This is a genomic window from Oceanobacillus neutriphilus, from assembly GCF_014645515.1.
GTDB classification, from domain to species: domain Bacteria; phylum Bacillota; class Bacilli; order Bacillales; family Amphibacillaceae; genus Oceanobacillus; species Oceanobacillus neutriphilus.
The window spans coordinates 217,567-231,874 of sequence record NZ_BMLW01000008.1 but is presented as its reverse complement, the minus strand read 5'-3'; the positions used below and the strand labels follow the sequence as shown (position 1 = coordinate 231,874).

12 protein-coding genes are annotated in these 14,308 nt (G+C 38.9%); 1 reads left to right on the top strand and 11 read right to left on the bottom strand.

The window, feature by feature from the left end:
* The first annotated feature begins 132 nt into the window (after nucleotides 1-132).
* Nucleotides 133-414 carry a DUF2624 domain-containing protein gene (locus tag IEX29_RS14715; RefSeq protein ID WP_188735125.1) on the top strand — a complete coding sequence of 94 codons (282 nt, stop codon included), beginning with the start codon at nucleotides 133-135 and terminating at the stop codon, nucleotides 412-414.
* Between the two features lie 49 nt (nucleotides 415-463).
* Here the strand turns inward: IEX29_RS14715 and IEX29_RS14710 are convergent, their stop codons facing one another.
* The 11 genes from IEX29_RS14710 to glyS form a co-directional block, all read right to left on the bottom strand.
* Nucleotides 464-1,360, bottom strand: coding sequence for a deoxyribonuclease IV (locus IEX29_RS14710; RefSeq protein ID WP_188735124.1), 897 nt, complete (start codon nucleotides 1,358-1,360; stop codon nucleotides 464-466).
* An 11-nt stretch (nucleotides 1,361-1,371) separates the two neighbouring features.
* Complete coding sequence (locus IEX29_RS14705) at nucleotides 1,372-2,685, bottom strand: DEAD/DEAH box helicase (RefSeq protein ID WP_188735123.1); 1,314 nt, start codon at nucleotides 2,683-2,685, stop codon at nucleotides 1,372-1,374.
* 530 nt (nucleotides 2,686-3,215) lie between these two features.
* Nucleotides 3,216-4,334, bottom strand: a complete 1,119-nt coding sequence (locus tag IEX29_RS14700; RefSeq protein WP_188735122.1) for a Nif3-like dinuclear metal center hexameric protein — start codon at nucleotides 4,332-4,334, stop codon at nucleotides 3,216-3,218.
* A complete protein-coding gene (locus IEX29_RS14695) occupies nucleotides 4,315-5,049 on the bottom strand; it encodes a tRNA (adenine(22)-N(1))-methyltransferase (RefSeq protein WP_188735121.1) in 735 nt (244 codons plus the stop codon). The genes IEX29_RS14700 and IEX29_RS14695 overlap by 20 nt, the downstream gene beginning before the upstream one ends.
* 81 nt (nucleotides 5,050-5,130) lie before the next feature.
* Nucleotides 5,131-5,532 (bottom strand): c-type cytochrome, encoded by a 402-nt coding sequence (locus IEX29_RS14690; protein ID WP_077601302.1) that lies wholly within the window; start codon nucleotides 5,530-5,532, stop codon nucleotides 5,131-5,133.
* Between the two features lie 82 nt (nucleotides 5,533-5,614).
* Nucleotides 5,615-6,181 carry a hypothetical protein gene (locus IEX29_RS14685; protein ID WP_188735120.1) on the bottom strand — a complete coding sequence of 189 codons (567 nt, stop codon included), beginning with the start codon at nucleotides 6,179-6,181 and terminating at the stop codon, nucleotides 5,615-5,617.
* Nucleotides 6,182-6,563: 382 nt separating this feature from the next.
* Complete coding sequence (gene rpoD / locus IEX29_RS14680) at nucleotides 6,564-7,679, bottom strand: RNA polymerase sigma factor RpoD (protein ID WP_077601300.1); 1,116 nt, start codon at nucleotides 7,677-7,679, stop codon at nucleotides 6,564-6,566.
* A 27-nt stretch (nucleotides 7,680-7,706) separates the two neighbouring features.
* Nucleotides 7,707-9,518, bottom strand: a complete 1,812-nt coding sequence (gene dnaG, locus IEX29_RS14675; protein ID WP_188735119.1) for a DNA primase — start codon at nucleotides 9,516-9,518, stop codon at nucleotides 7,707-7,709.
* A gap of 1,013 nt (nucleotides 9,519-10,531) precedes the next feature.
* Entirely contained in the window at nucleotides 10,532-11,344 is an 813-nt protein-coding gene (locus tag IEX29_RS14670) for a pyruvate, water dikinase regulatory protein (RefSeq protein ID WP_188735118.1), read from the bottom strand.
* A gap of 30 nt (nucleotides 11,345-11,374) precedes the next feature.
* Complete coding sequence (gene ccpN / locus IEX29_RS14665; protein ID WP_188735117.1) at nucleotides 11,375-12,004, bottom strand: transcriptional regulator CcpN; 630 nt, start codon at nucleotides 12,002-12,004, stop codon at nucleotides 11,375-11,377.
* Nucleotides 12,005-12,231: 227 nt separating this feature from the next.
* Nucleotides 12,232-14,307 carry a glycine--tRNA ligase subunit beta gene (gene glyS, locus IEX29_RS14660; protein WP_188735116.1) on the bottom strand — a complete coding sequence of 692 codons (2,076 nt, stop codon included), beginning with the start codon at nucleotides 14,305-14,307 and terminating at the stop codon, nucleotides 12,232-12,234.
* Nucleotide 14,308: the final 1 nt, after the last annotated feature.

Below are 14,308 nucleotides of genomic sequence, written 5' to 3'. Positions count from 1 at the left end.
AGTTTAAGCCATTTCAAACAGGTATCATACGGCATTATAAGAAAAGAATGGTATAATTATTTTGTTCTTTGCATATATTTACATGATGGATGAACATAAGGTGAATAATACATCTACAAAAGGAGTGGTATTATGTCTTTTTTTATAAAAGAAATGATTAAAAATAAACTTCGTAAATTAACCCCAGGCGAAATTTTACACTACAGCAGTGAATATGGTTTCTCCATAACACCCGCACAGGCCGATCAGATAGTAAACTACTTAAGAGCCTCTTCTCCTGACCCGTTTGATCAGGCAGATCGTGATCGCTTTATGATAGAGCTCGCGAATATCACAGATCAAAAAACAGCACTGGCAGCACAGCAGTTAATGGATGAGGTTATTAAATCATACGGTCTGGAGCATTTATTTTAAAGACATCAAAAAAAGATGAGCAGTTTCAATTTGCTCATCTTTTTAAACGCTATTTACCTTCCATAATTACTTCTTTTAAATTCTCCTGGAAATTCCCTTCACGCAGCATTGCTATTTCATATTTATATGGTGCTTTTTTATTTTTCTTATCTGTACCTACATATGGTGTTTCAAGAATTTTAGGCAGTTCACTGAGCTGTGGATGATGAACAACTTTGTGAAGTGCATCAAAACCGATATAACCAAAACCGATGTTTTCATGACGATCTTTATGCGCTCCGCGGTCATTTTTACTGTCATTGACATGGACAACTTTCAGCCGGTCTAAACCGACAATTTTATCAAAAGTATTCAATACACCATCAAAATCATTTACAACGTCATAGCCTGCATCGTGAATATGACAGGTATCCATACAAACAGAAAGGTGTTCATTATGTGTCACGCCATTAATAATTTCAGCCAGCTCCTCGAATGTCCGTCCCATTTCAGAGCCTTTTCCAGCCATTGTTTCTAAAGCAATTTGAACATCATTTTTTTGCTCAAGTACTTCATTTAATCCTTCGATAATTTTAGGGATTCCTTTGTCCGGACCTTCACCGACATGAGCTCCCGGATGAAGAACAATCTGTTTCGCGCCCAGAGCCTCTGTACGCTCAATTTCACTCCGCAGGAAATTAACCCCCAACTCAAACGTCTCGGGCTTCACAGTGTTGCCAATATTAATAATGTATGGTGCATGCACGACAATATCTGATATTCCATGAGACTCCATATGCTCCAACCCGGATTCAATATTTAATTCTTCAATAGGCTTTCTTCTTGTGTTCTGCGGTGCACCTGTATAGATCATAAATGTATTTGCACCATATGAAGCAGCCTCTTCGCTGGAACCTAACAACATTTTCTTGCCATTCATAGAAACATGGGAACCTATTTTCAACATATTTATTCCTCCTAACGCTTTTTCCTTCTTTGCTCTTTTGTCAGTTGTCTCTTAATTTGCTGCTGCTGTTGTTTCTGCTTTTTCTTGTAACCCGGTTTTACTTTCTTCGTTTTTCTTACCCGCTTCCAGGCTTCCCGGTCAGTACTTGTATCTTCCGTTTTACGGCGCTGTCTCGCGTTCCATGATTTATCCTCTGTCCATTCTCCCTGCTTTACCTCCACATAAGAGAATTCCAGTCCTTTTTGTTCCAATTTTTCAATTAAAGGGGCATCATTTTCTGTATAAATACTGATTGCTGTTCCCTCTAAACCGGCACGGGCTGTTCTGCCGACACGATGAATATAGAAATGTTCTTCTTTTGGAAGCTGTGCATTAATAACATGACTTACTCCCTTGATATCGATTCCCCGCGAAGCCAGATCAGTCGCTACAACATACTGATAACGCAGCTGCTGTATCTCTTTCAGGACACGTTTTCTTTCTCTTGGAGTTAAACCGCCATGAATGACACCAGCAGATAATCCGTATCCCTCAAGTGCTTCGGCTAATTCATTTGCCTGTTGCTTGCCATTAGTAAAAATCAGCGCTAAATAAGGATGAATCGTCTGCGAAATTTCCCAAATAACCTTCGCCTCATCACGATGCTTCTTCCGGATCAGCCGATGCTCCATTGTCTCTGGAGAAAAATGCTCTTCAATTTTAATATACTCTGGATTTCTCAAATATTTTTTGAAGAAATGCTGCAGACGTTGAGGAATAGTTGCTGAGAAAACAAGCAGCTGTATTTCCTTTCTTGAGCGTACTAATAATTGATCCACTTCCTCAATAAAGCCTAGATCAAGCATTAAGTCTGCCTCATCAATAACAAAAGTTTCCGCGCTGTATATAGACAATGCTCCGTCCTTTACTAAATCTAAAATTCTTCCTGGAGTTCCCACCACAATCATTGGCGGTGTTTTTAATTTTTCAACCACTTTTTGTTTATCTGTGCCGCCCACAAGCAGCTTTGCTGTCCATTTTTCCGTCTTATCAGCAATAGTAATGATTTTTCTTACTTCGTTATACAGCTGTGTTGCCAGCTCTCTCGTTGGTGCAGTAATAACAAACTGGACTTTTTTTTGATTTTCATCCAACTTTTGAAACAATGGCAATAAAAAAGCATGGGATTTACCTGAACCTGTTCTGGATTGGCCAATAACACTTCTGCCATCCAGAATAGAAGGAATCACTCGTTCCTGAATCTCTGTCGGCTTTCTAAATTCCAGCTCTTGAATAATATTTTGCATCGTGCTATCCAGGGATAATTCTTCAAATGTTTTTTCCATTTGTTTCCCTCCTTGTAATCTATTTTTTTGCTTTCTTTTTTAAAAGATAAGAAAGTATATAAAAATGCTGAAGTCAGCCGCTGCAACGGGTTTCATGGGGTGAGTAATCTTAGGCCCCAGAAATACACTACGCTTTCCGTGGGCCCCGAGCTCAGCCTCCTCGAAAAAAAAAGAGCACTTTTTTTCTGCGGGGGCATACAGGACGTATGTCAGTTCGGTGTTGCGACAGGACGTCGCGAACTTAACCGAACTTCCTTTCGTTTGGTGACTGCGATTACTCGCCCCATCGAAAACCGTCGCTAAAATTAGCTTTATTTCTTTGTAAAAAAGTAAATAAAGCTTATTTCTTCTTAGATGGGAGCGAAGGGAAGTCGACTCCTGCGGGAAAAGCAACAGGTGAAGACCCCGCAGGAAGCGGTCTTCTTCCGAGGAGGCTGAGGCGTTGCCCGCGGAAAGCGACTTCCCACAGCGGACATCTCCTTGGTTAGAACACCAGTATTTTTAAGACCAAGTGATTTTCTTGGTTTTTCTTATAAAAATACGAATGGATCTGTATTTACTTCAGATACATAAACCCTCGACTGGAATGCAGGAAATTCCTGTACCAGCTTATTTTGAGTTGCTGTTTTCATTATCTTCTCGATATAGTGCCCGGCATCGATAACTGTCAGCCCCATTTGCTCCGCATCTTGAGCAGCATGAAATGTCATATCTCCTGTAATATAAACATCTGCTTTTTTCCTGAGTGCATGACTGACATATTTCTCGCCGCTGCCGCCTAAAACAGCAACTCTTTTTACATTCTTTTCTATATTACCAGAAACACGCACTTGAGGCATATCTAAATTTTTTTTAACGGTCTGAATAAATTCTTTCATCGATACAGATTCATCCAATGTCCCGAAGCGTCCAATGCCAATTGACCGTCCTTTGTTTTCCAACGGATAAATATCATAAGCGGGTTCCTCATAAGGATGAGCAGAAATAATTGCATCAATAACCTTTGAAAGACTTCTCTTCGGCACAACAGCTTCCAGTTTTTTCTCATCTACATAGGTTAACTCATTCTTCTCACCAATATATGGGTTTGACCCTTCTAATGGACGAAATGTGCCCTGTCCGGGGCTTTGGAAGGTACAGTGACTGTAATCACCTATTTGACCCGCCCCGCCTTCATTCAACGCACTACGTAATTCCTGCACATGAGAATCCGGAACAAAAACAATTATTTTAAATAGAGTCTCCTGATCCAGAATTTCCAAAGGCTCCCTCTTTTTCAAACCAATTGCTTCACTTAATAAATCATTTACGCCACCTTCTGCCACATCTAAATTAGTGTGCGCCGCAAAAACAGTAATATCATTTTTCAAAAGTTTTTGGACAACCCTTCCCTTAGGATGATCCACATTTATTTGCTTTAAAGGCTGAAACAATAAGGGGTGATGCGCAATAATCAGATTAGCCTGCTTCTCAACTGCCTCATCAACTACTTCCTCTGTAACATCCAGTGTAACCAGAATATGAGAGGTCGAATCATGAAACCGTCCTACTTGTAAACCGATATTATCCCAATGATAGGCAAGACTTTTTGGTGCCCAACCGTCCATTATTTGAAAAAAATCAGCATGTTTAAGTGTTTGTTTCTTCATGATGAAGCTCCTCCTTAATCCATTGTAATTCTGTTTGGAATGCAGATATTTTCTCTTGATTTACTTGCTTCGCCTGCTGCATTTGAGAAATAATTCTTTCCAGATTAGCTTCCTCCAGTGACCATTTTTTTATAAAAGTATTATTCTTTTCAGCCAATAAATATGGTCCTAATAAAAGCTGTTTATCCTTTATCTGCGGATTATCGTTATAAGGTGATGAAACATTCGTATGACGGTCAGCAACAAGTATTTCATAAATATGTCCTTGCTCGCCCACTATTTCCTCTGCAATCAATATAAAATCATTTTGGTTAAACCACTGTCTGACCACTCTCGCATCGACATTAGGCTGGGCAATAATCCTTCCGGCAGATTTAGCTATAGCCGGACTCTTTTCCAAAATGGAAGTAATTAATGATCCGCCCATCCCTGCAATGACAATCTGTTCAACCTCTCCTTCTTTTAAAACAGCCAGACCATCTCCTGAGCGGGCATCAATTTGTTCTTCTAATTGATGCAATTGAATTGTTTTTTTTGCGCTTTCTAACGGCCCCTGATTTACCTCTCCGGCAATAGCTCTTGCTGTCTTATCGCTCAGGCAGACATAAGCAGGCAAATACGCATGGTCGGATCCAATATCTGCAAAATTAGCCCCATCCGGCAGGTAATCAGCAATAAGCTTTAAACGTTTTGAAAGCGGAACATTTTGGTTCATTACGTTTTCTCCTTTATTTCTGCAATAAGAAAAGCTTTCTGTACGAATCAGAAAGCTTTCATTCATTTCTTTCATTATATATTATTGATGCTCACTTAACCACTCAGTAAGTGCATCTAAATCATCGCCCTGAATCTGTGGAAAAGAAGGCATACCCCCGTCTGTTCCGTTCTCAACAATTTCAGCAATTTCTTCCTGTGAATACTTGCTGCCGATTTCTGTTAAATCAGGAGCAGGACCGCTTGCTAAATCTTGACCGTGACAGCTGGTACAATTTGTTTGGAATACTTCTTCTCCAGCGTCGGCACTGGCAGATTCACCGCCTTCTTCTCCTCCCTCTGCCTGTTCTGTCTGTTCTTCACCATTCTCTTCTTCATTTTCAATTGCTTGTCTCTGATCAATACCAATCACTGAAATAATAATGACTGCAATAAGCCCTAGCCCGGCAATAATAGCATATGGTATAACCGGATTCTTTTTCATTTCGCTTCCTCCTTATGTAACACAAATATTATAAAATTAATACTATCATTAGTTTACTCGATATCTAAAAAATTTTAAAGGTTTATCCGATATATTTAAAAAAAACGACATAAGTTATTACCGCTATAATCAGGATAGCTCCAACGTAACTAAATACAGGCAGCCTTTTCAAATATCCAAAAATAATCCAGACTGCCCCATTCAAGATAATCGCAAAATTAATATAATTTCCTAACCCGGCAACTTCAACTATAAAGACAGTTAACTGCAGGATATATAAAAATTGAATAAATATAAATAAATAGCGATACCGCTTTGAAACATCCGTCCGGATTTTTGAATAAAACAAATAATTAATAATCAAAGTAACACTTAAAATGCTAGACGTAATATACCAAAGTGAATGAAAATAATAATCCAGAGAGATAACGCTTACTAAAATGAATAAAATAAAAACAAAATGGAGCTTTTTCCATACGGATAAAGAAGCATTTTGCTCTTCTATGTCATTTTGACCCGGAATTTCAATCTCCCCGCCCTTTGTATATAATGCGAGTAAAAAATCACATTGTTCTGCCGGTAATAAACGATTTTCTTTCCATTTTAATATCTCTTGGATAATCAATTGATTTTTTTCTTGATTATTCATAAATTCACCTGTATCTTTAGCTTAATTATTTATCAAATTATAACTATCACTAATAAAGGGATTATCCTTATCTAAAAATCACTCTTCAATAAATTGCCGCTTCGCTTTTCTATAATTGAATACACATAGTAACTGGAATATGCAAGTAACTTACGTCTAACTTGCACATTCCAGTCTGCTGGCAAATATAAAGCCCATGGTGACCAGGTTCTATTTTAAGAGGATGTTCAAAAAATCCAATAAAAATGACACGGCGAATTTCTGCGTTGGTTTGCTTTTCCGGTACTCACGTATGTTAAAGCATACGCTCCGTTCCTCAAAGCGGCACCGTCTTGAACTTCTTGGTCCTATTTAACAGACTTTTTGAATACACATTTTAAGCTTAATCAAGAAAATCCTTCAATCGTTTACTTCGGCTCGGGTGTCTTAATTTCCGTAATGCTTTCGCTTCAATCTGTCTGATACGTTCTCTGGTTACACCAAATACTTTCCCTACTTCTTCAAGCGTTCTTGTTCTTCCATCATCTAGCCCAAAACGCAGACGAAGTACATTTTCTTCTCTGTCTGTCAATGTGTCCAATACGTCCTCCAGCTGCTCTTTTAATAACTCATAAGCAGCGTGGTCTGATGGAGAAACAGCTTCCTGATCCTCGATAAAATCACCTAAATGGGAATCATCTTCTTCCCCGATTGGTGTCTCTAAAGAAACAGGTTCTTGAGCAATTTTTAGAATATCCCGGACTTTGTCAGGACTCAGCTCCATTTCCTCACCAATCTCTTCCGGAGTCGGTTCTCGTCCTAAATCCTGGAGTAAGGAACGCTGCACACGAATTAATTTATTAATGGTTTCCACCATATGAACCGGAATACGGATGGTACGGGCCTGATCGGCAATGGCGCGTGTAATTGCTTGTCTGATCCACCAGGTCGCATAGGTACTGAATTTAAACCCTTTACGATAGTCAAATTTTTCAACTGCTTTAATCAGACCCATGTTTCCTTCTTGAATTAAGTCTAAGAAAAGCATTCCCCGTCCAACATACCGTTTGGCGATACTGACAACAAGACGAAGGTTGGCTTCAGCTAATCTTCTTTTAGCCTCAATATCTCCTTCTTCAATTCGGGAAGCAAGTTCAATTTCTTCTGCTGCAGAAAGTAAATCTACTCTGCCAATTTCTTTCAAATACATACGGACCGGGTCGTTAATCTTAATTCCTAAAGGTACACTGAGATCATTAAGATTAATTTCTTCCTCTTTTGCGATTTTCTGCATTTCGGGGTCATCCTCAGACTCACCTAGCACATCGACACCCTGTTCTTCCAGGTACTCATAAAATTCATCCATTTGTTCGGGTTCCATGTCAAAATTAGATAAACCATCAGCCACCTCTTCATAAGCAAGCGTACCACGCTTCTTACCCATGTCTACTAATTTTTCTTTTGCTTGCTCTAATGTGAGTTCGGATTCTTTCATGTGCGAAGGTTTTTGCTCGGCCATGAGTCCCCCTCCTTCCAAATTGTTGAATTAATTTTCTTTTTTTTGCTTCTGCAGCTGAATCAGCTCCATTGCCAAACGCGCAGCTTTCAAAGGGTCATTTTCCCGCTCTGCTTTCTTTTGCTGCTCTTTTAAGCTTTTTTTCGTCTGGCTTTGATTAGCCTCCCGATGAATCATTCGTATATAATCATCAATTTCTTCTTCTGTGCTGTTTTCCACATCACTTGACAAGGCTAATTCAATGACTTGATTTTTCAAATGTTCATCAGACAGTCTCTCCATAAATAAACTGATATCTGGTGCATTACCTTCTTCATAAAAGGCGTATAAATGCGTTGCCACAATTTTATGGTCATTTACATTAAATCCTGCTCCAAGGTCATATTGTACTTTTTCAGCAATATAGGCATCCTGAAGCATGTAGGATAAAATTCTTTTTTCAGCATTAACGTATGCCGGATACAATTTTCTTTTATTTACAGATACATATTGATTAGTATAACTCTTATTACCTTGATTATCCTTAGCTGCAGGAACTCTCTTGTCATACTGTGCCAGCTGACTCATCAAGGTTTCTACAGACAGGTCAAATTCCTTGTGCAGCTCCTGAATATAATATTCCCGTTCCAATGCACTCTCAATCATGGAAAGTTCCTTTAGAACACGCTCGATATATTCAATACGTTCACTTTCCACCTGCAGATTAAAGTGCCTGCGCTGATAACGCATAAAGAAACTCATATAGCTGTCGCTTGTCCGAATGACTCTTTCCCTGAAAGCTTCGCCGCCATGTTGTTGGATATAACTGTCCGGGTCCTCATTTGCATCTAGATTCGCAATCCGGACATCACAGCCTATTGACCGCAGTAAAAGCGATGCTTTATAGCGGGCCTCTATTCCTGCACTATCGCCGTCATAACAAATGATCACTGTATCAACGTAGCGGTTTAAAAGCTTTGCCTGCGTTTCTGTCAATGCAGTTCCCATTGTAGCCACAACATTCTTAATTCCGGCTTGATAAGCTGAAATAACATCCATATACCCTTCCATTAAAATAGCTTCATTTTCTTTTCTGATATGGCGCTTCGCCATATCAAAATTATATAAAAGTTTACTTTTTTGAAAAAGCTCCCCTTCTGAACTATTTAAATACTTAGGGCCGCTATCGTCTGTTAATGATCTGCCTCCAAACCCGACAGTACGCCCAAGCGCATTCCGTATCGGAAAAATAATTCTGCCCCGGAAACGGTCAATTACTTCATTATTATCATTCCCTGCTAAAATGCCGCTTTTTAAAAGCATTGGCTTGGAATATCCTTTCTGCATAAGAAACTTTGCAGTGAAATCGCGTTTATTAGGAGCGTAACCAACCTGAAATTCTTCCAATGTTTCTTTTGTAATCCCGCGACTTTTTAGGTACTCTAACCCATCCTTCCCATCTTTTTGATACTTTATGAGGTGATGGTATAATTTTGTCAGCCATTCATACGCGGAGAGCATCTGCTCTGTTTCCTCTGACAAGGATGATTCCTTTTTAACTGATGTTTCCGGTAATTCTACTCCACTGCGGTCAGCTAAGTGCTTCAGCGCCTCATAAAATGTGAAATTTTCCATCTCCATTAAAAAGGAGAATACATTTCCTCCTTTTTCGCAGCCAAAGCAGCGAAAAATCTGTTTCTCTTGAGAAACCGAAAAGGACGGAGTATTTTCACCATGAAAAGGACATAGGCCAAAATAGTTTTTACCTTGTTTTTTTAATTGAATATACTCTCCGATGATATCGACAATATCATTGGATTTTTTCACTTCTTCAATAATTGGTTCAGGTATTTGATTAGCCATTGTTACCACCAACTATTCTTATTTTTCTTAGAGAGATTGTGCAAAATCCTCCTTTTTAAACTGCTGTTGCTTCATTATTCATTATTCGACATATTTTTTCCTTATACTCAAAAAAAATAGCCTTAACATAGTTTCTACAAAGGATACGCAGAATCCTTCTTTTTCAAAGCAAATTATGATTAAAATTGCATTTTATATAAATCTGCTCATACGATTTACCATTATAATATATTTTTTAATAGATTTCTATTAATTTGTTTATAAAACTATTGAAAAATGAAAAACATTCCGTTATGGCTGTGTACAGAATGCTTTTCACACAATTTTCGTCTGATATATTTTGCTGCAATGCACAGTTTTGCTTTCTGGCAGACTTTGAAAATATTAAAACTCAACTTTCGCACCTTAAAAAATAACTTGCTTATCACTGGGACGTGTGTTGGTCGTTCCTTCCATCTATCTCTTGACAAAGCATAAACTAAACTCTATCTAGAAAGAAGGTAACATGTAAGGCCACCGCTGCGGCGGACCGTTTTGCTTTCGACGTACAACTCTTTTCGATGGGGTGAGTAATCGCAACCCCAGGACGTTGCGACCTTAGCCTGCCTAGGGGCATGCTCTTCAGCTAACTCCATCTGGATATGATTCCTTTCATACGCTGCGGAAACCTAACTGAGCGCAGACCAACCACGAAGACTCCTATGGGACAGGGCGAGCTGAAGATCCACTTGAAAAGCGGTTTTTCTTTTCAAGTTAGCTGAAGCCGTCCCCATGGAAAGCGTAGTGGTTGGTTGAAGGCGCTATACACAATCTGCATTTCAATAAAAAGGTGACAAAATGCAAGCAGGATAATGAAGAACATGCTTATCCTTGTATGGTATAGATGTTTATTTTCAGATGCGAAAGTTGAGTATATAAGTTCAACTTTTTAATGTAACAAAAATGTGTTTCAAGCAAGTCGCTCGCATTATTTCCTGACAATACTTCGTTTGGTGCTTTGTTTTTAAATAACCTTATTCATTTCTTCCTTGCCACATACGAATAATCTGGTTAGCTGTTTCCTCTACTGCTTTATGGGAAACATCAATGACAGGACAGCCTATTTTTTCAACCACTTCATTAAAGAATTCTAATTCCTGCTTAATCCTGCTTACATTTGCATAGGTTGCCTGATCACCGAGTCCAAGAGCTTTTAAGCGCTCTTTTCGAATTCCATTCAGCTTTTCCGAGGATATGCGCAGGCCAATACATTTTTTTGGGTCAACCATCATAAGCTCTTCTGGCGGATCAACTTCCGGAACAATGGGAACGTTCGCCACTTTAAACCGTTTATGCGCCAAGAATTGAGAGAGCGGAGTTTTGGACGTTCTGGAGACTCCGATTAATACAATATCTGCACGGGTAATTCCTCTTGTATCTCTTCCATCATCATATTTTACAGCAAACTCTATAGCTTCTATTTTCTTAAAATAATCTTCGTCTAATTTATGGACAAGGCCGGCTTCCAATCGCGGCTCATCGCTAAAAACGCGTTCCATCGCGTCCATGATAGGGCCCATTATATCAATTGCTTCAATATCTATTTCTTTAGCGCGTTTGTTTAAATAAGCACGTAATTCCGGATTAACAAGTGTAAAACCGATAAGATTTGAATTTAATTTTGCCTGTTGCAAGAATTCATCAATGGTTTCTTTATCTTCCACGTACGGAACGCGCTGAATTTTATAATCCCCATTTTTAAATTGGCTTAGGCCGGCTTTGATTACCAGCTCGGCAGTTTCGCCAACAGAATCAGACAGCACATAAATAATTTTCTGCTCAGTCATCTTGACATCCTCTCCCCAGTTTCTTAAAAGTTAAATTGTATCTTCAATGGTTATCTCAACCAGCAGCTTTGTCATCGTTGTTTTTGTAATCCGGCCAATTACCTCAAGGCCATTTTTTGTATCCTTAACAACGGGAACACCATCAATTTGTCTTGATATCAGCTGATGAGCTACATCAATAAGCAGGTCATTTTTTCGACACACCGTGATGTTGGGCATTCTTGTCATTATAATTGGAACCGGTATCGAGCTTAAATCCTGTCTTCCCATGCTTGCACGTAATAAGTCTTTCCGGGAAAGGATACCAACCAGACAGGCATTTTCATCTACAACGAACAGGGTACCAACATCTTCTAAGAACATGGTTGATATGGCATCATATACAGATACCTTTTCATTTACAGCAACAGGTACCTGCTGAAATTCATGAACCTTGTACCGTTTTATTTTTTCTGTTAATAATTCTGATCCTGTTTTACCCGTATAAAAGTAGCCTACACGAGGACGTGCATCTAAAAAACCAGCCATTGTCAGAATAGCTAAATCCGGCCTCAATGTAGCCCGGGTTAACGTAAGGCGTTCCGCTATGTTTTCTCCCGTGATCGGACCGTCTGCTTTTACTATTTCTATAATCTGCTGTTGCCTTTTCGATAAGTCCACTTTTTCACCACCTATACTGCTGCTTTATTAGCAAATGAATACTATAAATAGGATTACTTGAATACATAAAAATTAGTGTAAATAAAGGATAACGCACCATGATTCCTTTATATTTTTAGAACATGGTACGTTATTATAATTCGACTTTATTCACTAAAATCCTTTTTTTAAGAGAGAAAACCTTTTTTATTATATTTTTCCTTATTTAACAGACCGTTATATTCTATTTACGCGTGCTGTTTCCAGGCTATTTTTCGCAAATCTGCATATTGTAAGATTAGCACAGAAAGTTCACGGATGATAGAAAGACGGTTTTTTCTTACTTCTTCATTATCGTCCATAATCATATTATGATCAAAGAATGCGTGAATATCATCTGCTAGTCCAGCAAGAAGCCGCAATGCTTCCTCGCTTTTTTGGGCTTCTAAATATTCGGCATATGTTGATTTCACTGCTTCTACAGATTCATATAATACTTTTTCTGATTCTGTTTGGAAGAGAGAAGGATTTACCTTATGGTCCGTATCCTCTACCTTGTTTTCCAAGTTCAGCACACGAACAAGCGCTTCCTGGGAGGTTTTAAAATGATCATCTGCTTTTTTCGCAGCTAAAACATGTGCTTTTTCCACTGCAACATGAAATATACCTAATTGATTATCTACGACAGCATGGATTATATCTGCTTCAATATTTTCTTCACGCATTAAATACTCCGCACGAGAAACAAAAAATGCCAGCAAGTCATCTTTAGAAGAAGTGTTTATTGTTAGACCGGCATCCTTTAATACGGATAAAGTATACTCAATGACTGATTCTATGGTTACATCCCAATTTTGATCCTTTAGAATGCGCAGAATCCCCGTTGCCTGTCTTCTTAAGCCATATGGATCCTGGGAACCGCTTGGGATTAGACCAACACTGATACAGCCGGCAATTGTATCTATTTTGTCTGCGATGCTTAACACTGCACCGACTGTCGTTACAGGAAGTTCACCATGAGACTGCTTTGGCAGGTAATGCTCGCGGATAGCTTGAGAAACCTCTTTCGCTTCCCCAAAATAAGCAGCATATTTCTCACCCATAACTCCCTGCAGCTCTGTAAATTCATTTACCATATTAGTCATCAGATCAAACTTGCTGATTTCAGCTGCACGTTCAACTTCTTTAAGTTCTTTTAAAGAAAGCTCCTCTGCTAAATGTTTGGCAATTGTTTTAACGCGATTAACTTTTTCTGAGTAAGTGCCAAGCTTCTCCTGGAATACAACTCTGGTGAGCTTTTCCTGGAAGAAGTCAATCGAAAGCTTTTTATCTTCTTCAAAAAAGAATTCTGCATCCGCAAGGCGGGCACGAAGAACTTTCTCATTTCCACGGATCACTGTTTCCAGTTCGTAATCATCGCCGTTTCTCACACCGACAAATTTAGGGAGCAGTTCACCATTACGCTCTACAGGAAAATAACGCTGATGCTCGGCCATAGATGTAATCAGAACTTCATTTGGTAATGCTAAGAAAGAAGTAGAAAAACTGCCGACAAAAGCTGTCGGATATTCCACAAGATTCCTTACTTCATTTAAGAGATCTTTATCAACAGGAATTTGGAATTCATTTTTTTCTTGTAAAGCTTCAAGCTGCTTCACAATTTTATCCTCACGTTTTTTAGCATCAGCAATCACATAATTATCCTTTAGTAATTGCTCATATTGTTTCGGTTCATCTATTGTAAGCTTGCCGCTGAGAAAACGATGGCCATATGTGAAATTGCTTGTTTTCACATGCGCGATTTCAAAAGGAATCACTTCATTGCCATATAACGCAGTCAGCCAGCGGATCGGCCTTGCATAACGCAATGTTTCATTTGCCCAGCGCATATTTTTGCCGAATGTAATTGACTCAATAATATCCTTAAATTCCGGAAGCAGGGATTGCACAGATTTTCCTTCAATATATTTTTTTACATAAATATAAGAAGTTCCCTTCACTTCTTTAATATAAATATCATCGGTTGTTTTCCCCTGTCCTCTGGTAAATCCTTCTGCTGCTTTTGTCCAATTATCCTGTTCATCCTTTGCAATCTTTAAGGCAGGACCTTTTGCCTCTTCTTCTATCGATGCCTGACTTTCAGCTGCTTCTTCTATAAGGACAGTTAATCTGCGTGGTGTTGAGAAAGAAACTGCAGACGCGTAGGAAATACGCTGTTCATCCAGCCATTTGATTGTTCTATCTAAAAATTGAGCTTCTGCATCATCTATAAATCGAGCCGGCAGTTCCTCTAATCCAATTTCAATTAATACATCCTGTGTCATT

Excerpts from the sequence above, each read along its gene's own strand:
- IEX29_RS14715 (WP_188735125.1), top strand. The coding sequence starts at position 133 with ATGTCTTTTTTTATAAAAGAAATGATTAAAAATAAACTTCGTAAATTA.
- IEX29_RS14710 (WP_188735124.1), bottom strand. The coding sequence starts at position 1,360 with ATGTTGAAAATAGGTTCCCATGTTTCTATGAATGGCAAGAAAATGTTG.
- IEX29_RS14705 (WP_188735123.1), bottom strand. The coding sequence starts at position 2,685 with ATGGAAAAAACATTTGAAGAATTATCCCTGGATAGCACGATGCAAAAT.
- IEX29_RS14700 (WP_188735122.1), bottom strand. The coding sequence starts at position 4,334 with ATGAAGAAACAAACACTTAAACATGCTGATTTTTTTCAAATAATGGAC.
- IEX29_RS14695 (WP_188735121.1), bottom strand. The coding sequence starts at position 5,049 with ATGAACCAAAATGTTCCGCTTTCAAAACGTTTAAAGCTTATTGCTGAT.
- IEX29_RS14690 (WP_077601302.1), bottom strand. The coding sequence starts at position 5,532 with ATGAAAAAGAATCCGGTTATACCATATGCTATTATTGCCGGGCTAGGG.
- IEX29_RS14685 (WP_188735120.1), bottom strand. The coding sequence starts at position 6,181 with ATGAATAATCAAGAAAAAAATCAATTGATTATCCAAGAGATATTAAAA.
- rpoD (WP_077601300.1), bottom strand. The coding sequence starts at position 7,679 with ATGGCCGAGCAAAAACCTTCGCACATGAAAGAATCCGAACTCACATTA.
- dnaG (WP_188735119.1), bottom strand. The coding sequence starts at position 9,518 with ATGGCTAATCAAATACCTGAACCAATTATTGAAGAAGTGAAAAAATCC.
- IEX29_RS14670 (WP_188735118.1), bottom strand. The coding sequence starts at position 11,344 with ATGACTGAGCAGAAAATTATTTATGTGCTGTCTGATTCTGTTGGCGAA.
- glyS (WP_188735116.1), bottom strand. The coding sequence starts at position 14,307 with ATGACACAGGATGTATTAATTGAAATTGGATTAGAGGAACTGCCGGCT.